This is a genomic window from Amycolatopsis sp. DSM 110486 (assembly GCF_019468465.1).
In the GTDB taxonomy this organism is placed as follows: Bacteria; Actinomycetota; Actinomycetes; order Mycobacteriales; family Pseudonocardiaceae; genus Amycolatopsis.
In genome coordinates this window covers 5,523,715-5,548,117 of record NZ_CP080519.1, presented here as the reverse complement: position 1 = coordinate 5,548,117, position 24,403 = coordinate 5,523,715, and the positions used below count along the sequence as shown (strand labels likewise).

Sequence of the window (24,403 nt, the reverse complement as noted above, 5' to 3'; positions counted from 1 at the left end):
CAGGGTAGTCCGCTCCAGCCCGTGACGAAGTCCACCCTGGGCGCGAAAGTGGCCTGTCACACCTTCTGCGGCCATCGGCTGGTCACACGAACCCCCAGCAAAGCGAGCAGAACGAGGGCCGCGACGAGGATCGCCATCGCCGGAGACGGGTGGACGGCCGAGGCGACGACGGCCAGCAGGACGCCGCCGAGGCCGATGAGCAGGGCCGAGCCGACCCAGTCCGCCAGCTGCATGGCGGAGGTGTTGAAGCCGCGTTCGCCTTCCGGGGAGTAGCGGAGCAGGAGGACGGAGATCGCGGGCATGGCGATGCCCATGCCAGCGCCGCCGACGGCGCAGACCACGAAGGCCAGCCACGCCGGGCACCAGGGCTGCGCGACGAAGCCGAAGCCCACCAAAGCGACGGCGACCAGGGCGAAGCCGATGCGGAGCGTCGCCTCGCGGGACCAGTCGAGGAACCTTCCCTGCAGTCCGGAGGCGGCCGACCAGCCGAGGGCGGTGATCGTCAACGGCAGGCCGGCCAGGGCGGGGCCGTAGCCGTGGACGGCGCTCATCGTGAGGGGCAGGTAGGCCTCCATCCCGGCGTAGGCGCCGGAAAGCAGGGCGCGGGAGGCGACGACGGTGGGCAAGCCGGGGCGGAAAGTCAGGGTGCCCGTGGGGAGCAGCTTCCGAAGTGCCAAACCGAGGGCCACGAGGCCGGCGGCGCCGTAGCCGAGGGCGAGAGGCGACGGGTGCTGGCCCGCCCACGTCAAGGCGGCGACCCCGAGCGCGGCGACGACCGCCGGGACGACACTGGCGCGGCGGGCCTCCGCGGCCGGGACGTGGTCGGGCAAGCCGCGGACGACGACGACCAGCAGCGCGACACCCATGGCCACCAGCGGCACCAGGCCGAGGAACACCCAGCGCCACCCGACGCTGACGGTGATCAGGCCGGCGACCGAAGGGCCGATCACCGCGGGCAGCACCCACGCGGCGGCGTTCGCGGCGTAGATGACGGGGCGTTCGCGGTCGGTGAACGTCAGGGCGATGAGCAGGGACACCGCGACCAGCAGGAATCCCGACCCGAGACCCTGGAGGGCGCGGCCGGCCAGGAGCACCGGCATGGACGTCGCGGTGCCGGCCACCACCAGTCCCGCGGCGAACAGCGCCGGCCCGGCCAGAAGCGCGGGCGCCGGGCCGCGGCGGTCGCCCATGCGGCCGGACAGCACGGTCGCGACGACGCTGGCGATCAGGAACGTCGTGAACGGCCACGAGTACAGGGCGAGGCCGTTCAGCTCGGCGACGAGCGTGGGCATGGCCGTGGCGACGCCCATGCTTTCGAAGGCCACCAACGTGACGACTAGCAACAAGCCGATCGTCGTGAGCCGGTGCTCGCGGCTCCACAGCACGCTTCTTCGGGGCTGGGGCTGGGCGTCGACGATCCGGCTCATGATCGCCAGCCTGCAACCTCCAGCGCTATGGAGGTCAAGTTGATTTCACGCGGTCCGGTGCACCGCGACCGGATCGAGCCTCAGGTCGCGGGCGAGTGCGGCGGCCTCGCCGCGAGAGCTGACCTCTAGCTTCTCGAGGAGGTTGCGCACGTGGAACTTCACTGTGTGCTCGCTGAGCTGCAGCTGCGCGGCGATCTGACGGTTGCGCAGCCCCTGCGAAATGCCCGACAGGACTTCGACCTCCCGCGCGTTGAGCCGGTCGAGCGGGCGCAGCTCGGGCGTTTCGACGGTGTCCAGCGGGAGTGCGGCGGTGATCGTCGCGCCCCAGCCGGGGACGGCGTCGACCTCCCAGCTGCCGCCGAGGGGCGTGATGCGTTCGGTCAGGCCGGGGTCGAGGACGACGTCGGGGATGTCGGGGGCGTCGTCGCGGACGGTGATGCGGAGGGCGGCGCCGTCGAGGCGCCAGGAAGCGCGGATGCGGGTCGTGCCAGGGCGGTCGAGGGCGGCGATGACGAGGCCGCGCGTGACGGTGCGCGCCGTGTGGGCGATGTCCTGCCGCAGCTGGCGATCGTCGGTGGGTGCCACGAGGTCGACTGCGACGTCGGCGTGGCCGACCACCGGCGAAAGCTGGTCGGCGAGCACGCCGAACGCGGCGCGAGCGGACTCCGCAGACAGCGCTTGGTCACGGTCTGCCACTGCACGCAGGTCGAGGAGCGCGCGTGCGGCCAGGTCGGTCGCCGTCTGGCGCGCGGCGGCGTCGCCGAGCCGGCCCGCGAGCGCAGGACGGCCAGGAGCGCGACGAGCGTGGCCGCGTGCGTCTGGCCGAGGTCGGTGACGGTCTGGGCGCGCGCGGCCGCGGCGGCGAGGTTGCTGGCGAGGACGTCGGGACCGGGGTCGACGGCGCGTTGACCGGCGTCGGTGCTGGTCAGGTGCCAGAGGCGGGCCGCGAGTCCCAATGCCTCGACGGACGGCTCAGCGTCGGAAGGCACCAGGGCGATCACCGCGCCGTTGCCGATGGCGGGGCGAGAGGTGAGCAGGATCAGGCGACGTTCGGTGCCGGCGAGCACGCCGTCGAGGACCACGGCCTCGCCCGGGATGGCCCGCTCGGCGAGGTGGTCCAGCTCCGCACTGGTCACGGCGCCGGTGATGGCCGTGTCGCCGGTGACCTTGAACGGGCTGCGCGGGCAGTCGCCCGTCTGCATCGCGGCCGCGCGGTGCGGCAGCACGGCGGCGAGCTCCTGTGAGAAGCGCGGCAGCATCTCAGGGCGCGGCGCGGAGATGACGCGCACGGCGACATCGAGCACGTGGGCCGGCTTCGTCCAGGAGGCGTCCATGTGTCCACGGTAGGCGTGTACGAAGGGACCGGTCCTGCTCTTCCGGATAGTGAACGCTGCTCGTCCGAGCGGTTCGGATCGCGACGCGGGACAGTTGACTCGAAGCAGGACGAACGACCGTCCCGAATCGAAGGAAAGTACGAGGAACCATGCGAGCCATCACCTTCGCCGCGTACGGCGGCCCGGACGTCCTGCAGCTCAGCGACGTCCCGCTACCCGAACCCGGCCCCGGACAGGTCCGTGTCGCCGTGCGGCGCGCGGGTGTGAACCCCATCGACTGGAAGGTCCGCAGCGGCGCCATGGCCCAGGGCTCCGCGCCGAAGAGCCCGCAGATCCCGGGCGCCGAGTTCTCGGGCGTCGTGGACGCGGTGGGCGACGGCGCGACGGTGGCCGTCGGCGACGAGGTCTTCGGGTGGTCGGCCACCGGCTCTTACGCGGAGTACGCGCTGGCCAAGGCCGTCGCCCGCAAGCCGGCGAGCCTGTCGTGGGAGGACGCCGCGGCGTTGCCCGTGGCCGGCGAAACGGCACTACGCATCCTGCGGCTGTTGGAGGTCAAGGCCGGCGACCTGCTGCTGATCCATGGAGCGAGCGGCACTGTCGGGCGCTTCGCCACGCAGGCGGCAGTCGCGCTCGGGGCGACCGTCATCGGAACGGCGGGGCAGCGCAGCCTCGACGAGGTGAAGTCGCTCGGCGCCATCCCCGTCCTCTACGGCGACGGCTGGCCGGAGCGCGTCCGCGAGGCGGCGGACCGGCCGGTGGACGCGGTGTTCGACGCGTCAGGCCACGGCGTGCTGCCGGATTCCGTGGAGCTACGCGGGTCGAAGGAGCGGGTGGTGACCATCGCGGACGGGGCGGCGTTCGAGCTCGGGCTGCCGTTCTCGGCCGGTGGCGCGGACGACCAGAAGCCCGAGGTGCTGGAGGAGATCCTCGAGTACGCGGGGCGCGGGCTGCAGATCGCACAGGGGACGAGTTACCCGTTGGAGGAGGCCGCGGCCGCGCAGGAGGAGAGCCAGGCGGGGCATCCGGGAGGGAAGATCACGATCGTCGTTTCCTGACGATCCGTGGGGTCGGCCGTCTCAGCCGGACAGCGATTCGGTTGAGACGCGCTCCACCTGATCGTGTGGAGGTCTCCGATCATCAAGCCGATTTCTTGGCATAATTGCCTGGTCAGTGAGTTTTGCCACTGAACGGCAATGGTGTCGGGTCTGTTGGCTGAGGTCTATCTCCGGAGGTTGGCTAGAGGGGCGCTCGCCGACGTTGCCACTGAGTGGCGACGCGCAGGAAAGGCCGTTTTCCAACGAAGGGAATCACCGCTCTCGGTGAGGTGGGAGCCCACGCAACCGATTTGCCGCTGAGTGGCGACGACGCGAGAACGGTGCAGGCCGACGTTGGCGAGGGCCGGTCAGCGGCGACTAGAGCTTGTTCGGCGTGTGGCGGCCAGTACGGATCCGAAGTCGGTCAAGGGTCGATGCCGGGTTTCGCCAGTCAGTGACGCCGGTGGCCAAGGCACGCGAGGGTCACATCGGAGCAAAACGCAGCTCGCGGGTGTCGCCGTTCAATGGCGACACCCGCGAACCTGCAGGTCAAACGACAAAGCCAGCTCAGTGAACCGGGTGCGCCTCGGCCGTCTCGACGGCGGCCTTGGCAGTAGGAGCCGGAGACACCCGCCGGCGACGCTGGGCCGGGATCCGGACCGTCCCGAGAGCCGAGTGCACCGAGGCCTCCGCAAGGGCGGCCAGCGAGCGACGGTCCTCCGCACGACCGGGGGCGATCTCCGGGCAGACGTGAGCCTCGAGGACCAGGCCGCGCAGGGAGGCCACTCGCCGCAGGGAGGCGATGAGGGACTCCGGTCCGATGAACGCCGGCATGCTGGTCTCGCGGCCGTCGGCGAGTCGGTAGCGCAGGGCGATGGGGCGGACGGGCACGCCACCGTCGATGGCGGCCTGGAAGGTGGCCGTGGTGAAGCGGCCGGAGGCGAGGCCGCACCACGTGGTGCCTTCGGGAGTGACGTTGACGAGCGAGCCGGAGCGGAGGGAGTCGGCGAGCTCGGTCATGGTGTCGGGCAGCGTGCGGAGGCGTTCGCGGTCCAGAAAGATGCTGCCGCCGCGGCGGACGAGGGTGCCGAGGACCGGCCAGCAGCCGATCTCGACTTTCGCGAGGGCGCGCATGGGGCGCAGGGCGTTGATGGCGACGATGTCCAGCCACGAGATGTGATTGTTGACCACCAGCGCTCCGCGGCCGGCGGGGGCGGCGAGAAAGTCGGCGCCGCCCCGGACGACCAGCTTCACGCCGAACGCGCGCAGCACCGAGCGGAAAATGGTCCGGACCAGGCGTTCCCGGCCCCGGCCGTGCAGCACTAGCAGCAGCGGCGCCGTCAGCAGGGCCGCCAGGACCACGCCGATCGCCGAGGCGAAGCGCAGCACGCGACGCGGGAACGAGACCGTGGCGGCACCTTCGGTGAGGCAGCTGTCGCCGCAGGGGGACGTCGGCATCCAGGCGTGGCTCATACCTGCACTCCGAGGAAGAACTTGAGGTAGCGCTCGTCGATCTTGTGCAAGTCGAGCAGGACGAAGAAGTCGGCGACGCCGAAGTCCTCGTCGAGCGCCGGCGGGCCGCAGACCTCGGCGCCGAGCCGTACGTAGCCCTTGATCAGCGGCGGCAGGACGGCGCGATCGGGGCGGGCGACGGAGTCGGAATCCCACGGGTGCAGCGGCGAAACGCGGCGCGACTCGTCGGCGTAGTGCTTGGCGCGCAACACATCCCAGACGCCGGCGGCGTAGCTGCCGCCGTCGCTCAGCGGCACGGACGCGCAGCCGGCGAGGTAGCGGTGGCCGGAAAGCAGCATGTACCGCGCGATCCCCGCCCACACCAGGCTCACGACGGCGCCGCTGCGGTGGTCCGGGTGCACACAGGAGCGGCCGGTCTCCACGAGCGTCGAGCGCAGGCCGGAAAAGGCCTTCAGGTCGAATTCGCTGTCGGAGTACAGGCTGCCGGCCTGCGAGGCGCGCTCCGGCGGCAGCATGCGGTAGCAACCGACGATGTCGCCGGTCTTGTCGTCGCGCACCACGAGGTGGTCGCAGAACTCGTCGAAGTAGTCGACATCGAGACCGGGCTTCAGGGAATTGAGGTGGGCCCCCATCTCCTCGGCGAAAACCTGGTGCCGCAGCTTCTGCGCGGCGAGCACTTCTTCGTTCGCGTGGGCCACGAGCAGGGAGTACCTCGGCGCATCGGCCGGGAGCTCGACACCCGCCTGATCAGTGCTGACGAGGAGCTGAGACGACGTCATGAACACTGTGTACCTGCGACCTGGAAACCGCGGAGAGTACCAATCGATGACCGATTAGTGCACGTTGAGTTAATTGCAGGTTCTCAGGCTTTTCTCAGGGTCCGACAAACGCCGAAGGCCGCTGAGCGGTACATCGCCCAGCGGCCTTCGAAGCGGGAAAACCTCAGCCCTTGCGCTTGTCGACAGCCTCCGTCAGCTGCGGCGCGACGTTGAACAGGTCGCCCACGATGCCGAAGTCGGCGATCTCGAAGATGGGCGCCTCGGCGTCCTTGTTGACGGCGATGATCGTCTTCGACGTCTGCATGCCGGCGCGGTGCTGGATCGCGCCGGAGATGCCGAGCGCGATGTACAGCTGCGGCGACACCGTCTTGCCGGTCTGGCCCACCTGGAACTGCGCCGGGTAGTAGCCGGAGTCGACGGCCGCACGCGAAGCGCCGACAGCCGCACCGAGCGAGTCGGCCAGCTTCTCGACGACGTCGAACTTCTCCGCCGAACCGACACCACGGCCACCCGAGACGACGATCGACGCCTCGGTGAGCTCCGGACGGTCGCCACCGACGATCGGCTCGATGCCGGTCACCTTCGCGGACTTCGCCGCGTCCTGCGCCGGGATCTCGACGGTCTCCTCGGCGGCAGCACCGTCGGCGGCCTCGGCCTCGACGGCACCCGGACGCACCGAGATCACCGGCGTGCCCTTGGCAGCCTTGGACTTCACGGAGAACGCGCCACCGAAGATGGACTGGTCCACCGAACCGTCGGCGTTCACGCCCACTGCGTCGTAGAGCAGACCGGAGCCCAGCCGCACGGCGACGCGCGCGGCCACCTCCTTGCCCTCGGCGCTGGCGGCGACGAGCACGGCGGCCGGCGAAGCCTGCTCCGCGAGCTTCGTCAGCACGTCGACCTTCGGGGTCACCAGGTAGCTCGTGGCGTCGTCGCCCTCGGCGACGTACACCTTCGCGGCGCCGTGGCCGGCGAGCGCTTCCTTCGCCTTGGCCGCAGTGCCCGTGGGGCCTACGACGACGGCCGAGGGCTCACCCAGCGCGCGGGCGGCGGTCAGCAGCTCGAGCGTGACCTTCTTGACATCACCGTCGACGTGGTCGACGAGGACGAGTACTTCAGCCATTTTTCGTGATCCTCCTCGAAACCGTGTCTCAGATGAGCTTCTGCGCGACCAGGTACTCGGCGACCTTGGTGCCGCCGTCGCCCTCGTCCTCCACCTTCTCGCCGGCGGTGCGCGGCGGCTTCGGGGACGACTCGAGCACAGTGGACCACGCGTTGGAAAGACCGACCTCGCCCGCGTCGATGCCGAGGTCGGCGACGGTGAACGTCTCGACCGGCTTCTTCTTCGCGGCCATGATGCCCTTGAACGACGGGTAGCGCGGCTCGTTGATCTTCTCGCCGACGCTCACTAGCGCGGGCAGGTTCGCCTCGAGGTGGGTGATGCCGTCCTCGGTCTCCCGGTCGGCCTTCACGCTGGAGCCCTCGACGGTCAGCTGGCGCACGTAGGTCAGCTGCGGCAGGCCGAGCAGCTCGGCGACGATCGCCGGCACGGCGGCGCCGCGGCCGTCGGACGCCTCGTTGCCGGCGATGATCAGGTCGTAACCCTCGACCTTGCCGATCGCGGCGGCCAGCACCTTGGCGGTGGCGATGGCGTCGGAGCCGTGCAGCGCCTCGTCGGAGACGTGGATGGCCTTGTCGGCGCCCATGGACAGCGCCTTGCGGATGGCGTCGGTGGCGCGGGCGGGGCCGACGGAGATCACGGTGACCTCGCCCTCGCCCGCCTCCTTGATCTTCAGCGCCTCTTCGACGGCCTTCTCGTTGATCTCGTCGAGCACGGCGTCTGCGGATTCGCGGTCAAGTGTGTTGTCGGCACCGGAGAGCTTCCGCTCCGAGTAGGTGTCCGGTACCTGCTTGACCAGGACAACGATATTCGTCATGGGTCTTCTTCGACCTCCCGGTTGGGGCCGGCTCTCGGCCGCGGGACAGTGCTCTACTGGCCGGTAGATTAGGGCCATTCAGGCGAGGAGACCCGCCGAGGTGACGGCATTCACCTGGATGAGCAATCTTTTGGGACCATCGTCCCGGTAGTCCGCCGGTTAACCCGTCCAGCACACCGCTCGCCCGATCGGACCAACGGTGGGCTACTGGCAGTAGGCCGACAGGGGTTAACCTCCCGCACCATGCCCGCGCACATCGCCGTAGTCACGGACTCGACCTCGTGCCTGCCCGACAAACTCGCCGCCCGTTGGGGCATCGGCGTGGTGCAGGTCCAGCTGCACGTCGGAGATCAGACGGACGACGAACACCGGTTCGACCGCAACGAGCTCATCGCCGCCATGAAGTCCGGCCACAGCGTCACCACATCACCCCCCGACCCGGGTGCGTTCTTCTGGACGTACCAGGACGCCGCAGCCCGCGGCGCGTCCGCCATCGTCAGCCTGCACATCTCAGGTCGCCTTTCGGAGACCGTGCAGGCGGCGCGCGAGGCGGCGCAACAGGTCCGGATCCCCGTGCACATCATCGACAGCGGGACGGCCAGCATGAGCCTCGGTTACGCAGCGGTGTCGGCCGCGCGCGTCGCCGGCGCCGGGGGTCAGCTCGCGCGCGTGCTCGAAGCCGCCGAGCGCCGCGTGCGCGCCGCCACCGAGCTGATCTACGTGGACACGCTCGAGTTCCTCCGGCGGACGGGACGCGTCGGAGCCGCCCAGTCGCTGGTGGGTACGGCGTTCTCGATCAAGCCATTGCTCACTGTCCGTAACGGCGAGGTCTCGCCGCTGGCGCGCGTTCCCGGCACGAAACGCGCGATGAACCGGCTCGTCGACCTCGCGGTGAAGGCTGCGGGCGACCAGCGCGTGGACGTCGCCGTGACTCGCTTCGGCTCGGACGAGACCGAGGTCGTGCGACGCCTGAGGGACCGGATTCCCGGGATCACGGACGTCGTGGTCGGCGACGCGAGCACGGTGATCGGCGCACACGTCGGCCCGGGCGCGCTGAGCATCACGGTGTCGCCGACCTGACCTGCTTCCGTTCCGGCACGAACAGCACCACGAGCGGGATCACCACGCCCAGCGCGAGCGTTGACAGGATCATCACTTGGTCGACGGTCGCGAAGTGGCCGACGTGCCCGAGGTGGTAGACGAAGTGCGGCACGGCGAACAGCAGCGCCGCCACGGCCGCCAGCCGCGCGACGGCTGTGGTGCCGATCACGGCGGCGCCGATCAGCGTCGCCGCCAGCGCCAGGTTGAGGGCGCCGAAGTCGCGGATGAGGTGTTCGTCGAACGCTCCGTCCATGCTGACCCAGCCGTGACGGAAGCCGGGAAAGTCCTGGTAGAAGCCCAGGGGGGACAGGAGTGGCCACAGTCCCGTCGCCGCCGTGACGACGCCGAGCAGCACCAGCAGTACACGCGTGAGGGTCCGTTGCATAGGGCAGGAACGAGACGGCGGTCAGGAACGTGACACGCGCTAGGGTCGCGCAGGTGACCAACGCAGCCACCCGGGCCGAGGCACTGCACCTCACCGGCGAACGGACCGTCCCCGGCATCCCCGAGGAGAACTACTGGTTCCGTCGCCACGAAGCCGCCTACGTGGCCCTGCTCCCCCACTGCGCCGGCGCGACGGTGCTGGAGGCGGGCTGCGGCGAGGGTTACGGCGCGGGGCTGATCGCGAAGACGGCGCGGCGCGTGCTGGCGCTTGACTACGACGTGCCGACCACGGAGCACGTCGCGCGCCGGTACCCCGACGTAGCCGTAGCCCGCGCGAACCTCGCGTATTTGCCGTTGGGTGGCGAATCCGTGGACGTGGTCGCGAACTTCCAGGTGATCGAGCACCTGTGGGACCAGGACGGGTTCCTCGCCGAGTGTTTCCGCGTGCTGCGTCCGGGCGGGAAGCTGCTGGTCACGACCCCGAACCGGCTCACGTTCACGCCAGATTCCGACACACCACTGAACCCCTATCACACGCGGGAGCTCGCACCGTCCGAATTGGACGGTCTCCTGCGTGCGGCCGGGTTCGTCGTCCAATCACTACACGGGTTGCATCACGGGGCCCGCCTGCGGGAGCTGGAACGCGCGTATGGCGGCTCGCTCATCGACGCGCAGCTCGAGGTGGTGATGGGCTCGCTGCCCGGGCAGGCCGTGTGGCCGGCGGGGTTGCTCGCCGACGTCGCGGCGATCGGGGCGGAGGACTTCTCCGTCCGCGGTAACGACTTGGACGCGAGCCTCGATCTGGTCGCGGTGGCGGTGCGCCCGTGACTCCGCCCGCCTCGGAAGGCACTTTTTGCCTCGTCCTGCACAGCCACCTCCCCTGGTTGCCGCACCACGGCAGCTGGCCGGTCGGTGAGGAGTGGCTCTACCAGGCGTGGGCGCATTCGTACCTGCCGGTCGTCGACCTGCTGCAGCGTTTCGCCGCTGAGGGGCGACACGAGGTCCTGACGCTCGGCATGACACCCGTGCTCGCGGCACAGCTCGACGACCCGTACGCGATCCGAGCGTGCCACGACTGGCTCGGCCACTGGCAGCTGCGCGCGCAGCACGCGTCGACGCTGTGGGGCGGCGACCCGCTCCTGCGCGACCTGGCCGCGGCCGAGCACCAGACGGCCGTGCGCGCGACGGAGGAGCTGGAGACGCGCTGGCGCCACGGGTTTTCGCCGATCCTGCGGTCACTTGTGGACAGTGACACCATCGAACTGCTGGGGGGACCGCTCGCGCACCCGTTCCAGCCGTTGCTGGACGAGGACGTTCGCGCGTTCGCCCTGCGCGGAGGCCTGGCCGACACGCAGTTGCGCGTCGGGCGGCGGCCGGAGGGCATCTGGGCGCCGGAATGCGGCTACGAGCCCGGGATGGAGCGGGGTTACGCGGCCGCGGGCGTGCAGCGGTTCCTGGTCGACGGGCCGTCGCTGCACGGCGACACGTCGGCGGCGCGCACGGTCGGCTCGTCGGACGTGGTGTGTTTCGGGCGTGATCTCGAGGTGACGTACCGCGTCTGGTCGCCGAAAGCCGGCTACCCCGGCCACGCTGCGTACCGCGATTTCCACACGTGGGCGCACGAAGTGGGGTTGAAGGCGTCGCGCGTCACCGGCAAGCAGGTGCCTCCGCACGAGAAGGCGCCGTACGATCCGGCGCTCGCCGCAGACGTGCTCGGTACGCACGTGAAGGACTTCGTCGACACGGTCGTCGCGCGGCTGCGTTCGCTGCGGGCGGAGCACGGTCGCGAGTCGCTTGTTGTCGCGGCGTATGACACGGAACTGTTCGGGCACTGGTGGCACGAGGGTCCCGCGTGGCTTGAAGGAGTTCTGCGCGCGTTGCCCGAGGCGGGCGTTCGCGTGACAACGCTCAAGGGCGCCCTGGAGGCCGGCCACGTGGGCGCGCCGATCGACCTGCCGGCGTCGTCGTGGGGTTCGGGCAAGGACTGGCGCGTGTGGGACGGCGAGCAGGTGGCCGACATGGTGCAGGACAACACGGCGTTGCAGAAACGCTTGCTGGACCTCGTTTCCGGGCATTTCGGGGACCACGGGGGGACCGCTCGCGACACCGTGGCCGACCAGGCCGTCGCGGAGGCGATGCTGGCGTTGTCGAGTGACTGGGCGTTCATGGTCACCAAGGACTCCGCCGCGGACTACGCACGCCGGCGCGCCCGCGTGCACACCTCGCGTTTCGACGAGCTCGCCGAGCTGCTGCGCTCTGGCGACCGCGCTCGCGCGCAGGAGCTCGCGGCGGAGTACCGCCGTGCGGATGGACCGTTCGGACAGCTGGACGCACGACAGCTGCTGCCACACAAGTGAAAGGGACACCGAAGGAATGAGCATTCGCGACATCCCGCTGAAGACGCTCTCGGGTGAGGACACCACCCTGGGCGCGCTCGGCGGCAAGGCCCTGCTGGTGGTCAACGTCGCCTCGAAGTGCGGCCTGACCCCGCAGTACACCGGCCTGGAGCGGCTGCAGGAACGCTACGGCGACAAGGGTTTCTCCGTCGTCGGGTTCCCGTGCAACCAGTTCGCCGGCCAGGAGCCCGGGACGGCCGACGAGATCCAGACGTTCTGCTCCACCACATACGGCGTCACCTTCCCGCTGTTCGAGAAGCTCGAGGTGAACGGCGACGACCGTCACCCGCTGTACTCCACGCTCACCCAGACCGCCGACGCCGAGGGTGACGCCGGCGACGTGCAGTGGAACTTCGAGAAGTTCCTGATCAACTCCGACGGTGAGGTCGTGGGCCGGTTCCGTCCGCGGACCGAGCCCGAGGACGAGACCGTGGTGAAGGCGATCGAGGCCGTGCTGCCTGCCTGATTTTCACGGCCGGCGAAGGGCGGGGACTCCGTTGGGGGTTCCCGCCCTTTTCGTGTCGCCGTTCAGTGGCGAAACGTCTCTAGCTGGGGTTTTGTGGCTCCTGAGCGGCTTCAACGGCCGGGACCGAGCCCCGAGCGATGACCGCGCGGTTGCGGGCCGCCGCGACGTCCGCGTCGAGTTTCGTCACGCGGCGGTCGTAGGTGAGGAGGCCGTTGACCTCGTTCTCGACGTCCGTGGTCTGGGTGTAGATCGCCCCTGAGAGGCCCAATTCGCCGACCAGGGACTCCAGCCGGGTGCTGAGCTCCGCGTAACGGCGCGTGAGGTGAGCGGCGTCAGCGGTCATCTCGTACGCGTTGGGCGTGCCAGGCCAGCGGTGGTCGTCGAGGACGAGCCCGAGGCCGCCGTACTCGCCGTCGACGAGCGCGCGGTGGTCCTGCACGCGCGGCTCGCCGGGGCCGACGTACGTGTGGTCGTCGTAGACGTCGCCGGCGCCGGTGTCCGTGCGGGAGAAGCAACAGTTGACGCCACTATTGGCCACGACGAGGCGAGTCGGGTCGAGCTCCTTCACGAGCTCGGCGATCCGCGCCGTGTCGAACTCGCCCCAGCCCTCGTTGAACGGCACCCACGCGACGATCGACGGCACGTTCCGCAGCTGCCGCACCATTTCCCGCAGCTCCGCCTCGAAGCGGTCTTTGCCCTCGGGCACCGGGTCCGGCGCCGGCCCGGGCGGCCCGTCGAACGACACCACGAGCGACGGCATGTCCTGCCAGACGAGCAGCCCCAACCGGTCGGTCCAGTGGTACCAGCGCGCGGGCTCGACCTTCACGTGCTTGCGGACGAAGTTGAAGCCGAGCTCTTTCGTCTTCTCGAGGTCGAAACGCAGGGCGTCGTCGGTGGGCGCGGTGTAGCCGCCGTCGGGCCAGTAACCCTGATCGAGCGGGCCGTGGAGGAAGGTGATCCGGCCGTTGAGGGCGATGCGGGGCCGGCCGGCGGAGTCCGCGACGAGCTCCACGGTGCGCAGTCCGCCGTAGCTGGTGACCTCGTCGAGCACCTCGCCGTGGTGGTCGAGCAAGCGCACGGTGAGGTCGTAGAGATACGGATCATCGGGAGTCCACCTGTGGGGCTCCGGGACGTCCGCCCGCAACCTCGTGCCGGCGGCCCCACGAACGCTGACGATCTCGTCGCCGCTGGGTGGCGAAACGCTCAGCTCGACTTGAGCACCACCCTTGACCTTGGGAAATACGGTGAAGCCCGTGAGGTCCGGCGTGATCTCCAGGTCCTCAATGCGCTCAAACGGCACCGGTTCGAGCCACACCGTCTGCCAGATACCGGACGTCGGCGTGTAGCAGATGCCGCCCGGTGCGTTGCGCTGCTTGCCGAGGGGGAACGGCGAGATGTCGGTGCGATCCTCGGCGCGAACGGTCAGCTCCTGCGGCCCGGACGCACGCAGCGCATCGGTGACGTCCGCCTCGAACGCCGCGTAGCCACCCTCGTGGGTGACCACAAGCTGGTTGTTCACCCAGACCTTCGCCGTCTGGTCGACCGCGCCGAAGTGCAGCAGCACGCGTTCGCCATGCCAATCGTCGGGAATCTCGAACAGCCGCCGGTACCACAGGACCTCGTCGCGCCGGTTGATTCCGGAGAGTGCCGATTCCGGCGCGAAGGGGACCAAGATGCGTTCGCTGTAGCCGACGGGGCGTGGTTCCTCAGGCGACGACGGCCACCCCGCGTAGTCCCAGACGCCGTTGAGGCTGCGCCACCGCGGCCGCTCCAGCTGCGGTCTGGGGTACTCGGGGAGCACGTCGGAGGGGCTGACGAGGTCGGTCCACGGCGTCGTCAGGGGCGGGTCCGCGCGCTGCCACTCAGGCTGGCTGGAAGTCATCACCTTCGATGGTGACAGAGATCGAAGGCGGCGACAGCCGGGCCGCCCGGCGGAAGCAACTGGCGAGTAACCTCTGCCCATGCGCGTGCTGATGCTGTCGTGGGAGTACCCGCCCGTGGTCATCGGCGGGCTCGCCCGGCACGTGCACGCGCTGGCCCGGCACCTCGCCCAGCAGGGCCACGACGTGGTGGTTCTCTGCCGCCATCAGGCCGGCACCGACGCCTCCACGCACCCGCGCAGCGACCGCGACGTCGAGGGCGTGCGGCTGATCCGCGTGGCCGAGGACCCGATGCACCTGACGTTCGAGCGCGACCTCGTCGCCTGGACGCTCGCCATGGGCCACGCCATGATCCGCGCCGCGCAGGACCTGCTGCGCACGTGGCAGCCCGACGTCGTCCACGCGCACGACTGGCTCGTGACGCACCCGGCGATCGCCATCGCCGAGGCCGCGCGCGTGCCGCTCGTCGGCACCGTCCACGCGACCGAAGCCGGCCGGCACTCGGGCTGGCTTTCGCACCCGCTCAACCAGCAGGTGCATTCCGTCGAGTGGTGGCTGGCCAACCGCGCCGACGCCGTGATCACCTGCTCGCAGGCGATGCGCAAGGAAGTGGCGCACCTGTTCGAGATCGACGCTGCCGACGTCACCGTGATCCACAACGGCATCGAAGAACGCAGCTGGCGGGTCTCGGCGGCCGAGGTGGCGAAGATGCGTGAACGGCACAGCCCCGACGGCGCGCCGTTCCTGCTGTTCTTCGGTCGGCTGGAGTGGGAGAAGGGCGTGCAGGACCTGCTGGCCGCCCTCCCCCGCATCCGTCGCCAGTTCCCGGGCACGCGGGTGGTCGTCGCCGGTAAGGGGCGACACCACGACGAGCTGGTCGCGCAAGCGCGCAAGCTGCGGATTCGCCGCGCGGTGGACTTCGTCGGCCACCTCCCCGACCGTGACCTGCGCGCGCTGCTGGCGGCGGCCGACGCCGTGGTGCTGCCGAGCCGGTACGAACCGTTCGGGATCGTCGCCCTGGAGGCCGCGGCCGCGAAGGCACCGCTCGTCGCGTCGACGGCGGGCGGCCTCGGCGAGGTGGTCGTCGACGGGGAGACGGGCTTGGCCTTCGAACCGGGCGACGTCGCGGGTCTGGCCACGGCAGTCACCACCGTCCTGAGCGACGCCGCCGCCGCGACCCGCCGCGCCCGAACGGCCCAGTCGCGCCTCGCGGCGGACTTCGACTGGGGACGCATCGCCGAGGCGACCGCGGAGGTCTACCGGCGCGCGCGTATGGGCGAGCCGATCGAGCTGGGACGCCCGAAGATCGCGACGGGCAACGCGTTCGAACTCTGAGTGGGCCCGCCGTCAGAAGTGGCAGGGCCGGACGCAGGCGGCGTGCGCCTGCGCGGGCGCCGAAACCGCCGGCGCTGCGGTGAGGGCAACGGCGAAAACGGCGAGCAAAGCAGCGACGGCGGCTCTGGGTCTGCTGGTCATGACGGCTCCCTGGATATTGGGTGGGGTGCTCGAAGCATCCGTCTGTCGCTGCGCGCGAAACAATAGGGGAAGCAGTAGGTAGGCCTACCTGAACGCGGCGAGTAACTGGTTCGTCCGGCCTCGTCGCGGGAATCTGGAACGCATGGTGTTGCCGTTCATCGACCACGCAGCCGGGCTCGTTCCGGCGGTCGTCGGGATGCGCTGCGCGGCAGGCATTCGCCGTTTTTCGGCGAATGGATTGTTCAACAATCCGCGTGCCGCGAGCATCGTGTCTTGGTTGGTGGCGCGACCGTGGTGAGGACGTTGTTCTTCGATCGAATCGACGCCGGGCGGCAACTCGGGCGGATCCTGGCCAGGCAGCCGTGGGTCGAGCCCGTCGTGCTCGGGTTGCCGCGCGGGGGCGTGCCGGTGGCGGCCGAGGTCGCCCGGGTGCTCGGGGCTCCGTTGGACGTCGTGGTCGCCCGGAAGATCGGGGCCCCTGGGCGGCGCGAGTTCGGCGTCGGCGCGGTGACGGCGGAGGGGCCGCCTTACTACTCGATGCCGGCGTTGCGCGCGTTCGGGCTCACGCCGAAAGCGATGGAGCCGGCGTGTGCGCGCGAGCGGGCCGAGGCGCGTCGCCGTTTGGTGGCTTATCGCGACGGGCGCCCGGAGGTCGCAGTGGCCGGCCACGACGTGCTCGTGATCGACGACGGACTGGCGACCGGCGTGACCGCGATGGCCGCCGTCCGCGACCTCCGCGACGCGCGGCGCGTGGTGCTGGCCGTGCCGGTGTGCGCGCCGGACGCCATCGCCGAGTTCGAGGGCGAGGTGGACCAGTTCATCGCCGTCGCCGCGCCGAGGCGATTCAGCGCCGTGGGCCGCTGGTACGCCGACTTCACCCAGGTGTCCGACGCGACCGTGATGCGGCTCCTCGGGAAGGGATGAAGGGGACCTTCATCCCACTATCCACAACGGACAGTGACGAGCGCCGCCGAATGGCGAAAATCCCTGGCGCAAGGGGAGGTTCAGGGCGCAAGGTATGCCTGCGTCGCCACCCCGGCGATGGGCCGACGTCGACAACAAGGAGAAGCCCGATCATGGACGTCTGGTTCACCGCTGACACCCACTTCGACCACCAGCTCGTGGCCGGCCTGCGCGGCTTCGAGACGCCGCCCGAGCACGACGCGTTCGTCGTCGAGCGGTGGAACGCCACCGTCCGGCCGGGCGACCAGGTGTGGCACCTGGGTGACGTCGGCATGGGCCGGCTGGCACGATTCGCCGACACGCTCCGGCAGCTGAACGGCGAGATCCACCTCATCACCGGCAACCACGACGAGCCGTGGCCCGGACTGCGCCAGGCACATCGGCACCAACGCGCGTGGCTGGAGCACTTCGCCACGGTGCAAGCGTTTGCGCGGCGCCGGATCGCGGGGCAGAACGTGTTGCTCAGCCATTTCCCGTACGAAGGTGACCACGTCGGCGAAGCCCGCGGGTCGCAGTACCGCCTGCCCGACGAGGGACTGTGGCTGCTGCACGGTCACGTCCACAGCGCGTGGCGCAAGCGGGGCCGGCAGCTGAACGTCGGGATGGACGTCAACGACCTTCGCCCTCTCCACCTCGACGCCGTCACCACCGAGTTGACCGAGCTCGGAAGTCCGGCCGAAACCAGCCTCTGAACAGCCAAGCCCTGCGGCCGACCTCTTGTTGCCACTCAGTGGCGACAAGACTCAGGGCACGCGACCGGTCAGGATCGTCACGCGAACCGGTTCGCGGAACGGCGCGTGGGGCTCGATCGCCGAACGGATGCGGTTCTCGAAGGCCGGCCGTTCGCCGCTGGGTGGCAACTCGTCCTCGCCCATGGCCGAGTAGACGCCGCCGATGATCTCGTCCGCGGTGAGGTCGCCGGTGTAGTCGATGGTGCGGACGCCGACGTCGTAGCCGGCGCCGACCAGCGCGGCGCGATAGCGGTCCTGGCTGGCGTCGTCCGTTCCGCAGGCCGCGGTGAGGGGCTGGCCGAACCAGTCGGACAGCACGGCGAGCAGCGCTCGAGACCAGTCGCTGTCCTGGCGCCACAGCGGCGAACCGTTGGTGACTACCGCGATGCCACCGCCCGGCCGGAGCATCGACTTCACGGCGGCGAACAGCGTCGCGTGGTCCATCCAGTGCAACGCCTGCCCGATGGTGACGGCGCCGAGCCCGTCGAGCAGGGAATTCAGCGCGGTGACGTCGGTGTCACCACCCAGGAGCCACGACGCGTTGGTCACGCCGGCGTCGGCCGCGGCGCGGCGGGCGCGCGAAAGCATGTCGGACGATGGGTCCATGCCCGCGACCGCGCGGACCCGCGCAGCCATCGGCACGGCGAGCTGTCCCGTGCCACACCCGAGGTCGAGGACCACGTCGTCCCCGGCCAGGGCGAACTCGGCGGCGATCGCATCGAACACCGCCGTCGGGTAACCGCGGCGGTAGCGGTGGTAGAACTCCGTGACTTCTCCGCTGAATCCCAGGCTCATGACTGGATCCTGGCTGCACTTCAGCGAGAAATCACGCGCGTTCGCTCACGGCCGAGGGATCAGAAGATGGGGAACTCCTTGCCGTGCTCGGCTTCCGGGCGCTTGCCGAAAATCCAGCGTTCGCTTTCCGCGATCGGGCGGTCGTTGATGCTCGCCTCGCGGCGGCGCATGAGGCCTTCGTCGCTGAACTCCCAGAGCTCGTTGCCGTAGCTGCGGAACCACTGACCCTCGGCGTTGTGCGACTCGTACTGAAACCGCACGCCGATGCGGTTGCCACGGAAGCCCCACAGTTCCTTGCGCAGCGCGTAGTCGAGCTCGCGCTCCCACTTCTGCGTCAGGAACTCGACGATCTCCGCGCGGCCGACGACGTACTGGTCGCGGTTTCGCCACACGGAGTCCTCGGTGTAGGCGAGGGAGACCTTCTCGGGGTCGCGCGTGTTCCAGGCGTCCTCGGCGGCCTGGACTTTCTGGCGGGCGGTGTTCTCGTCGAACGGCGGGAACGGCGGGCGCGGTGTCATGGCGTTCTCCTGCGCGGATCGCGGGAGAACGTGCGTTCTCCCTGGTGTCGGCTAGCATAGAGAACGTTGATTCTCCACACCAGAGGGACACGACGTGAACACCGCGGAAGCCACCGAACGGCTACTCGAGGCAGCCGAAGACCTGTTCTACGCCCAGGGCGTGCAGTCCGTGGGTATGGACGCCGTGCGCAGCCGCTCCGGCGTCTCACTCAAGCGGCTCTACCAGGTGTTTCCTTCAAAGGATGACCTCGTAGCCGCCTACTTGAACACGCGCGACGAACGCTGGCGCCGGTCGCTGCGCGAGTTCGTCGCCGTGCGGGGCGACGACCCGCTGGCCGTTTTCGACTGGCTGCACGACTGGTTCAGCGAGCCCGACTTCCGGGGCTGCGCGTTCGTGAACTCCTTCGGCGAGTTCGGGACGCTCGCGCCCGGCGTGGCCGCGGCCATCCACAACCACAAGGACGAAGTGCGGGCGTACCTGCGCCGGCTCGTCGCCGACGACGACCTCGCCGACCAGCTTTTCTCCCTCATGGAGGGGGCCACGGTGCTCGCCGCGATCAAGGGTGACCCCGGTGAGGCCGGCACGGCCCGCGCGGCCGCCGCGACGCTGTTGGCCGCGCAGCGCCGATCCGGCGGCCCTGTTGGCCGCGAGACGCTGATCCGGCAGCCGTGAATTCGCCGATGAGCGGCCGGCTGGGCCGTCGCCGCTGAACGGCGATCGGCGCGTTCGTCGACAAATCGCCACTCAATGGCGAGCCGTAGCTGTACCGCGCAGCCGATGGATGACCCCCGGCGATCTGCGCCGGCACGTCGAAATGGCAGCTCCGGAGCCTGTCGCCGATCAGCGGCAACAGAGCCATCGCCACCCAGGGGACAGACCCAAAAAGCGCCGCCCACCAGCGCCTAGCCACTGGACGGCAACAGACGAAAACCCGGGTCCGGTGGCGGGGAGCCTCCGCCACCGGACCCGTCTCGCCGCACCGTCCCAAAGCGGTGCGGGAAACCGGCCGCCCCCGGTCAGGTCAGGGGCGGCCGGAGCGTGGTCACCGCGCGTCGCACAGGTGGCGGGCGTAGGCGCTCGTCGTGAGGAAGCCCGGGAGCTTCTCGCCCAAGGCGGTCTCGGTGAAGATGGCGCGGGCGTCGTCGAGGCGGTGGCCGGCGGGCAGATCGGCGCGGACCGACTCGAACTCGTCGTCCAGGAACTCCACGGCAAGCTCGCGCGTCAACGCTGTGCCGTCCGCGAACTTCGTGCCGTTGCGGATCCACTGCCACACCTGGCACCGCGCGATCTCGGCCGTCGCGGCGTCTTCCATGAGGTTGTGGATCGCGGCGGCGCCCGTGCCGCGCAGCCAGGAGTCGATGTAGCGCAGGGCGACGTTGATGTTGGCGCGAACGCCGGCCTCGGTCACCTCGCCGCCGGCGGAGGCGACGTCGAGCAAGTCCGCGGCGGTGACGTCGACGTCCTCACGCAGGCGGCCCAGCTGGTTGGGCCAGCCGCCCAGCACGCTGTCGAAGACCTCGCGACAGACGGGGACCAGGCCGGGGTGCGCGACCCACGAGCCGTCGAATCCGTCGCCCGCCTCGCGTTCCTTGTCCTGGCGGACCTTCTCGAACGCAGTCGCGTTGGCGTCAGGATCCTTACTCGGGATGAAAGCTGCCATCCCGCCGATCGCGTGCGCGCCGCGGCGGTGGCACGTGCGGACCAGCAGTTCGGTGTAGGCACGCATGAAGGGGACCGTCATCGTGACCTGCGCGCGGTCCGGCAGCACGAAGTCGGCGCCGTGCTCGGAGAAGTTCTTGATGACGCTGAAGATGTAGTCCCAGCGCCCCGCGTTGAGGCCGGCAGCGTGCTCGCGCAGCTCGAAGAGGATCTCGTCCATTTCGAACGCCGCGGTGATCGTTTCGATCAGCACGGTCGCGCGGACCGTGCCCCGCGGGATACCGAGCTCCTGCTGCGCGAACAGGAAAACGTCGTTCCACAGGCGCGCCTCGAGGTGGTTCTCGAGCTTCGGCAGGTAGAAGTACGGGCCGCTGCCGCGCGCGATCAGCTGGCGCGCGTTGTGGAAGAAGTACAGCCCGAAGTCGACCAGGCTCGCCGACAGGGGGCGACCGTCGATGCGGATGTGCTTCTCCACCAGGTGCCAGCCGCGCGGGCGGGCGACGATCGTCGCCGGGTCGTCGCCGATCGTGTAGTGCTTGCCCGACTCGGTGGTGAAGTCGATGTTGCGGCGGATGGCGTCGAACAGGTTCAGCTGGCCGTCGACGATGTTGTGCCACGTCGGCGAAGTCGCGTCCTCGAAGTCGGCGAGCCAGACCTTCGCGCCGGAGTTCAGGGCGTTGACGGTCATCTTGCGGTCCGTCGGGCCGGTGATCTCGACGCGGCGATCCTCGAGACCGGGCGCCGGCGGCGCGATGCGCCAGCTGTCGTCGGCGCGGATGCGGCGTGTCTCGGGCAGGAAGTCCAGCTGCTCCTCCCCCGTCTTCACGCGCTCGCGACGGCGACGGCGCTCGTCGAGCAGCTCGCGGCGGCGGCCGGCGAAGGCGTTGTCGAGCTTGGCCACGAACTCCAGCGCGGCCGGGGTGAGGATCTCGGCGAACCGGTCACCGGCGGGACCGGTGATTTCGATGCGGTAGTTCAGCTTGTCGGCCATCTCGTACCTCCGCGAGGGAAAGAAGGGGTGCGGGCCGGCGACCGGGTCGCCGGCCCGCGGAAAACGTCAGTGGAACTGGTCTTCTTCGGTCGAACCCTTGAGCGCGGTGGTCGAGCTCTCCGGGTTCAGGGCCGTGGACACCAGGTCGAAGAAACCGGTGCCGACCTCGCGCTGGTGCTTGGTCGCGGTGTAGCCGCGCTCCTCGGAGGCGAACTCGCGCTCCTGCAGGCCGACGTAGGCGGTCATGCCTTCACGGGCGTAGCCGTGGGCCAGGTCGAACATCGAGTAGTTCAGCGCGTGGAAGCCGGCGAGGGTGATGAACTGGAACTTGTAGCCCATGGCGCCGAGCTCGCGCTGGAACCGCGCGATGGTGTCGTCGTCGAGGTGCTTCTTCCAGTTGAACGACGGCGAGCAATTGTAGGCCAGCATCTGGTCCGGGTACTCGGCCTTGATCGCCTCGGCGTACTTGCGGGCGATCTCGAGGTCCGGAGTGGACGTCTCCATCCACAGCAGGTCGGCGTACTGCGCGTAGGCCAGACCGCGGTCGATGCAGGGCTCGATGCCGTTGTTGACCTCGTAGAAGCCCTCGGCGGTGCGACCGCCCGTCAGGTACTTCTGGTCGCGCTCGTCGACGTCGCTGGTCAGCAACGTCGCGGCCTGCGCGTCGGTGCGGGCGACGACGAGGGTCGGCACGTTCAGCACGTCCGCGGCCAGACGGGCGGCGTTGAGCGTGCGCTCGTGCTGCTTGGTCGGGATCAGCACCTTGCCGCCGAGGTGGCCACACTTCTTCTCGGACGCGAGCTGGTCCTCCCAGTGCACACCCGCGGCGCCGGCGGCGACCATGCCCTTCATCAACTCGAACGCGTTCAGCGGGCCACCGAAGCCCGCCTCGGCGTCGGCGACGATCGGCGCGAACCAGTCGATGTCAGTGTTGCCCTCGGCCCAGTTGATCTGGTCGGCGCGGCCCAGCGCGTTGTTGATGCGGCGGACGACGGCCGGGACCGAGTTGGCCGGGTAGAGGCTCTGGTCCGGATAGGTCTGGCCGGCCAGGTTGGCGTCGGCCGCAACCTGCCAGCCGGACAGGTAGATCGCCTTGAGGCCTGCGCGAACCTGCTGCACGGCCTGGTTGCCGGTGAGAGCGCCCAGCGAGTGGACGTAGTCCTCGGTGCGCAGGAGCTCCCACAGCCGCTCCGCACCGCGACGGGCAAGCGTGTGCTCTTCGACGACGGAGCCACGCAGCTTCACCACGTCGGCGGCGGAGTAGGTCCGCTGGACGCCCGCCCAGCGGGGGTCGGTCTTCCACTGCTCGGCCAGCTCGGCCGCCGCCTGGTCGAGCTGCTTGGCCTGCTCGGTCATCGGACTCTCCCGTGTTGCGAAGTTTGCGATTGCTCGCCTTGCCTGGTTACGACCCTGACACGAGCACGAAAAGGCGGTCCATAGCTCCAATTTGCCAATTTATGTGAAGGATGCGTAGCATCTTGCAAAGCTTGCGAATCACTGGTTGGCAAGTCGGGTGAAAATCCACGGCCTTGATCGTTCACGTAATCGTTCAGGGCCGGAAACCTTCCGGCCGATCGGAGGAGCGATGGACAAAACTTTCGCCGGGGCGCGGCTACGGCATCTGCGTGAGAGCCGTTCCATGAGCCAGGCCGACCTCGCTCGTGTGCTCGAGATCTCACCCAGCTACCTGAATCAGATCGAGCACAACTCACGGCCGCTGACCGTGCCGGTGCTGCTGCGGATCACGCAGGCGTTCGGCGTCGACACGGAGTTCTTCGCCAACAACGACACGTCTCGCCTGGTCGCGGACGTGAAGGAGGCGCTGCTCGACGAGGTCGTCGGTGTCGAGGTGACCACGAGCGAGCTCAACGAGCTGGCCTCCAACCTGCCTTCGATCGCCCAGGCGCTGGTGAAGCTGCACCGCAGCTACCGCAACGCTGTGGAGACCACGGTCGCGCTGACCACGGAAAACGGCCTCGGCCTGCACGGCAGCGCCGCGGCACCGTTGCCGCATGAAGAGGTGCGCGACTTCTTCTACGAACGGGAGAACTACGTCGCGGAGCTCGACGAGCGCGCCGAACGCATGGCCGCGGAGATCCCGTTGCGCCGAGGCTCGGCGCTGACGTCGCTGAAGGATCGCCTCTGGCAGCGCTACGGCGTGGAGGTGACGAGCGAAGGACTGAACGAAGCCGCAGGTCAGCAGCACCGCTACGAGCCGGCGACGCGCGTGCTGCGGCTCGCGCCGAGCTTGCGCGTGGGGCAACAGGCGTTCCGGATGGCTTCGCAGATCGCGTTGCTGGAGTACGACGACCTGATCACCGAGCTGGCCGACTCATGGGCGTTCTCGGGGCCGACCGCGCGGACACTTGCGCGCGTGGGCCTGGCGAACTACTTCGCCGGCGCGCTGATCCTGCCGTATGGCCCTTTTCTGACCACGGCGGAGAAGTTCCGCTACGACATCGAGCGGCTGTGCGACCACTTCGGCGTCGGCTTCGAGACGGTGTGCCACCGCCTGTCGACGCTTCAGCGGCCGAAGCAGCGGGGCATCCCGTTCTCGTTCGTGCGCGTGGACCGGGCGGGGAACATGTCGAAACGCCAGTCGGCCGCGGGGTTCCACTTCTCGCGCGTGGGTGGCGCGTGTCCGCTGTGGAACATCTACGAGGCGTTCGGCTCGCCTGGCAAGATCCTGACACAGATCGCGGCCCTGCCCGACGGCAAACGCTACTTCTGGGTCGCGCGCACGGTCTCGCGCAACATCGGCGGCTTCGGCAGCCCGGGCAAGACGTTCACAGTCGGACTCGGCTGCGAACTCCGTCACGCGGGACGGCTCGTCTACTCCACCGGCCTCGACCTGGACGAGCCCGCCGCGGCGACGCCGATCGGGATGGGCTGCAAAGTCTGTGAACGCCCGGCTTGCTCGCAGCGCGCGTTCCCGGCGATCGGCAAGCCGCTGACGGTCGACGAGAACACCAGCACGTTCGTCCCGTACCCGGCGGTGCCGAAGAGTTCATGAGCTGTGGAGGCGAATGTAGGTGTTGGACGCCGGCAGGTAGGCGAG

25 protein-coding genes are annotated in these 24,403 nt (G+C 69.5%); 12 read left to right on the top strand and 13 right to left on the bottom strand.

The annotated features are described in order from the left end of the window. Positions 1–56 precede the first annotated feature (56 nt). Entirely contained in the window at positions 57–1,427 is a 1,371-nt protein-coding gene (locus tag K1T34_RS26995; RefSeq protein ID WP_220237588.1) for an MFS transporter, read from the bottom strand. A gap of 45 nt (positions 1,428–1,472) precedes the next feature. After that, entirely contained in the window at positions 1,473–2,123 is a 651-nt protein-coding gene (locus K1T34_RS53540; protein ID WP_255637614.1) for a helix-turn-helix transcriptional regulator, read from the bottom strand. 116 nt (positions 2,124–2,239) lie between these two features. Between K1T34_RS53540 and K1T34_RS53535 the strand changes: the two genes are divergently transcribed. Together K1T34_RS53535 and K1T34_RS26985 are read left to right on the top strand one after the other, a co-directional pair. Then, a complete protein-coding gene (locus K1T34_RS53535; RefSeq protein WP_255637613.1) occupies positions 2,240–2,671 on the top strand; it encodes a hypothetical protein in 432 nt (143 codons plus the stop codon). Between the two features lie 239 nt (positions 2,672–2,910). Further along, entirely contained in the window at positions 2,911–3,816 is a 906-nt protein-coding gene (locus tag K1T34_RS26985; RefSeq protein ID WP_220237587.1) for an NADP-dependent oxidoreductase, read from the top strand. Between the two features lie 546 nt (positions 3,817–4,362). On the opposite strand, the gene K1T34_RS26980 is transcribed toward K1T34_RS26985, so the two are convergent. The 4 genes from K1T34_RS26980 to K1T34_RS26965 form a co-directional block, all read right to left on the bottom strand. Then, a complete protein-coding gene (locus K1T34_RS26980) occupies positions 4,363–5,268 on the bottom strand; it encodes a 1-acyl-sn-glycerol-3-phosphate acyltransferase (RefSeq protein ID WP_220237586.1) in 906 nt (301 codons plus the stop codon). Continuing rightward, positions 5,265–6,047: a GNAT family N-acetyltransferase gene (locus K1T34_RS26975; protein ID WP_220237585.1), complete on the bottom strand. Its 783-nt coding sequence runs from the start codon at positions 6,045–6,047 to the stop codon at positions 5,265–5,267. The genes K1T34_RS26980 and K1T34_RS26975 overlap by 4 nt, the downstream gene beginning before the upstream one ends. A gap of 163 nt (positions 6,048–6,210) precedes the next feature. Continuing rightward, positions 6,211–7,170 (bottom strand): electron transfer flavoprotein subunit alpha/FixB family protein, encoded by a 960-nt coding sequence (locus K1T34_RS26970; RefSeq protein ID WP_220237584.1) that lies wholly within the window; start codon positions 7,168–7,170, stop codon positions 6,211–6,213. 28 nt (positions 7,171–7,198) lie between these two features. Continuing rightward, complete coding sequence (locus tag K1T34_RS26965; RefSeq protein ID WP_220237583.1) at positions 7,199–7,984, bottom strand: electron transfer flavoprotein subunit beta/FixA family protein; 786 nt, start codon at positions 7,982–7,984, stop codon at positions 7,199–7,201. 243 nt (positions 7,985–8,227) lie between these two features. Between K1T34_RS26965 and K1T34_RS26960 the strand changes: the two genes are divergently transcribed. Further along, a complete protein-coding gene (locus K1T34_RS26960) occupies positions 8,228–9,064 on the top strand; it encodes a DegV family protein (protein WP_220237582.1) in 837 nt (278 codons plus the stop codon). On the opposite strand, the gene K1T34_RS26955 is transcribed toward K1T34_RS26960, so the two are convergent. Next, the gene (locus K1T34_RS26955) at positions 9,045–9,470 is read right to left on the bottom strand and encodes a hypothetical protein (RefSeq protein WP_220237581.1); all 426 of its coding nucleotides are present in this window, start codon (positions 9,468–9,470) and stop codon (positions 9,045–9,047) included. The two genes, K1T34_RS26960 and K1T34_RS26955, sit on opposite strands and share 20 nt — an antisense overlap. Before the next feature lie 53 nt (positions 9,471–9,523). Here K1T34_RS26955 and K1T34_RS26950 point away from each other — a divergent pair, with 53 nt between their 5' ends. Genes K1T34_RS26950 through K1T34_RS26940 form a run of 3 tightly spaced genes read left to right on the top strand, consistent with a single transcriptional unit; the run spans position 9,524 to position 12,331 of the window. Continuing rightward, positions 9,524–10,297, top strand: coding sequence for a class I SAM-dependent methyltransferase (locus tag K1T34_RS26950; RefSeq protein ID WP_220237580.1), 774 nt, complete (start codon positions 9,524–9,526; stop codon positions 10,295–10,297). Continuing rightward, positions 10,294–11,826 (top strand): glycoside hydrolase family 57 protein, encoded by a 1,533-nt coding sequence (locus tag K1T34_RS26945; protein WP_220237579.1) that lies wholly within the window; start codon positions 10,294–10,296, stop codon positions 11,824–11,826. The genes K1T34_RS26950 and K1T34_RS26945 overlap by 4 nt, the downstream gene beginning before the upstream one ends. A gap of 16 nt (positions 11,827–11,842) precedes the next feature. Beyond that, entirely contained in the window at positions 11,843–12,331 is a 489-nt protein-coding gene (locus K1T34_RS26940) for a glutathione peroxidase (protein WP_220237578.1), read from the top strand. A gap of 79 nt (positions 12,332–12,410) precedes the next feature. Here the strand turns inward: K1T34_RS26940 and K1T34_RS26935 are convergent, their stop codons facing one another. Beyond that, positions 12,411–14,213 (bottom strand): glycoside hydrolase family 2 protein, encoded by a 1,803-nt coding sequence (locus K1T34_RS26935; protein ID WP_220237577.1) that lies wholly within the window; start codon positions 14,211–14,213, stop codon positions 12,411–12,413. A 79-nt stretch (positions 14,214–14,292) separates the two neighbouring features. On the opposite strand from K1T34_RS26935, the gene K1T34_RS26930 reads away from it, so the two are divergent. Beyond that, positions 14,293–15,546: a glycosyltransferase family 4 protein gene (locus K1T34_RS26930; RefSeq protein ID WP_220237576.1), complete on the top strand. Its 1,254-nt coding sequence runs from the start codon at positions 14,293–14,295 to the stop codon at positions 15,544–15,546. Positions 15,547–15,558: 12 nt separating this feature from the next. On the opposite strand, the gene K1T34_RS53530 is transcribed toward K1T34_RS26930, so the two are convergent. After that, positions 15,559–15,687: a hypothetical protein gene (locus K1T34_RS53530; RefSeq protein WP_255637610.1), complete on the bottom strand. Its 129-nt coding sequence runs from the start codon at positions 15,685–15,687 to the stop codon at positions 15,559–15,561. Positions 15,688–15,829: 142 nt separating this feature from the next. Here K1T34_RS53530 and K1T34_RS26925 point away from each other — a divergent pair, with 142 nt between their 5' ends. The 3 genes from K1T34_RS26925 to K1T34_RS26915 all read left to right on the top strand — a co-directional run bounded on the left by K1T34_RS26925 (position 15,830) and on the right by K1T34_RS26915 (position 17,342). After that, positions 15,830–15,985 (top strand): hypothetical protein, encoded by a 156-nt coding sequence (locus K1T34_RS26925; protein ID WP_220237575.1) that lies wholly within the window; start codon positions 15,830–15,832, stop codon positions 15,983–15,985. 5 nt (positions 15,986–15,990) lie between these two features. Next, the gene (locus tag K1T34_RS26920; protein ID WP_255637609.1) at positions 15,991–16,611 is read left to right on the top strand and encodes a phosphoribosyltransferase; all 621 of its coding nucleotides are present in this window, start codon (positions 15,991–15,993) and stop codon (positions 16,609–16,611) included. Between the two features lie 152 nt (positions 16,612–16,763). Next, positions 16,764–17,342, top strand: a complete 579-nt coding sequence (locus tag K1T34_RS26915) for a metallophosphoesterase family protein (protein ID WP_220237573.1) — start codon at positions 16,764–16,766, stop codon at positions 17,340–17,342. A 51-nt stretch (positions 17,343–17,393) separates the two neighbouring features. Here the strand turns inward: K1T34_RS26915 and K1T34_RS26910 are convergent, their stop codons facing one another. Next, the gene (locus K1T34_RS26910) at positions 17,394–18,176 is read right to left on the bottom strand and encodes a class I SAM-dependent methyltransferase (RefSeq protein ID WP_220237572.1); all 783 of its coding nucleotides are present in this window, start codon (positions 18,174–18,176) and stop codon (positions 17,394–17,396) included. A 59-nt stretch (positions 18,177–18,235) separates the two neighbouring features. After that, positions 18,236–18,694 (bottom strand): nuclear transport factor 2 family protein, encoded by a 459-nt coding sequence (locus tag K1T34_RS26905; protein WP_220237571.1) that lies wholly within the window; start codon positions 18,692–18,694, stop codon positions 18,236–18,238. A gap of 94 nt (positions 18,695–18,788) precedes the next feature. On the opposite strand from K1T34_RS26905, the gene K1T34_RS26900 reads away from it, so the two are divergent. Then, entirely contained in the window at positions 18,789–19,367 is a 579-nt protein-coding gene (locus K1T34_RS26900; RefSeq protein WP_220237570.1) for a TetR/AcrR family transcriptional regulator, read from the top strand. 370 nt (positions 19,368–19,737) lie between these two features. Here the strand turns inward: K1T34_RS26900 and aceB are convergent, their stop codons facing one another. Further along, complete coding sequence (gene aceB / locus K1T34_RS26895) at positions 19,738–21,345, bottom strand: malate synthase A (protein ID WP_220237569.1); 1,608 nt, start codon at positions 21,343–21,345, stop codon at positions 19,738–19,740. Positions 21,346–21,411: 66 nt separating this feature from the next. Beyond that, entirely contained in the window at positions 21,412–22,701 is a 1,290-nt protein-coding gene (gene aceA, locus K1T34_RS26890) for an isocitrate lyase (protein ID WP_220237568.1), read from the bottom strand. A gap of 229 nt (positions 22,702–22,930) precedes the next feature. Between aceA and K1T34_RS26885 the strand changes: the two genes are divergently transcribed. Then, positions 22,931–24,358, top strand: coding sequence for a short-chain fatty acyl-CoA regulator family protein (locus K1T34_RS26885; RefSeq protein WP_220237567.1), 1,428 nt, complete (start codon positions 22,931–22,933; stop codon positions 24,356–24,358). Positions 24,359–24,403 lie beyond the last annotated feature (45 nt).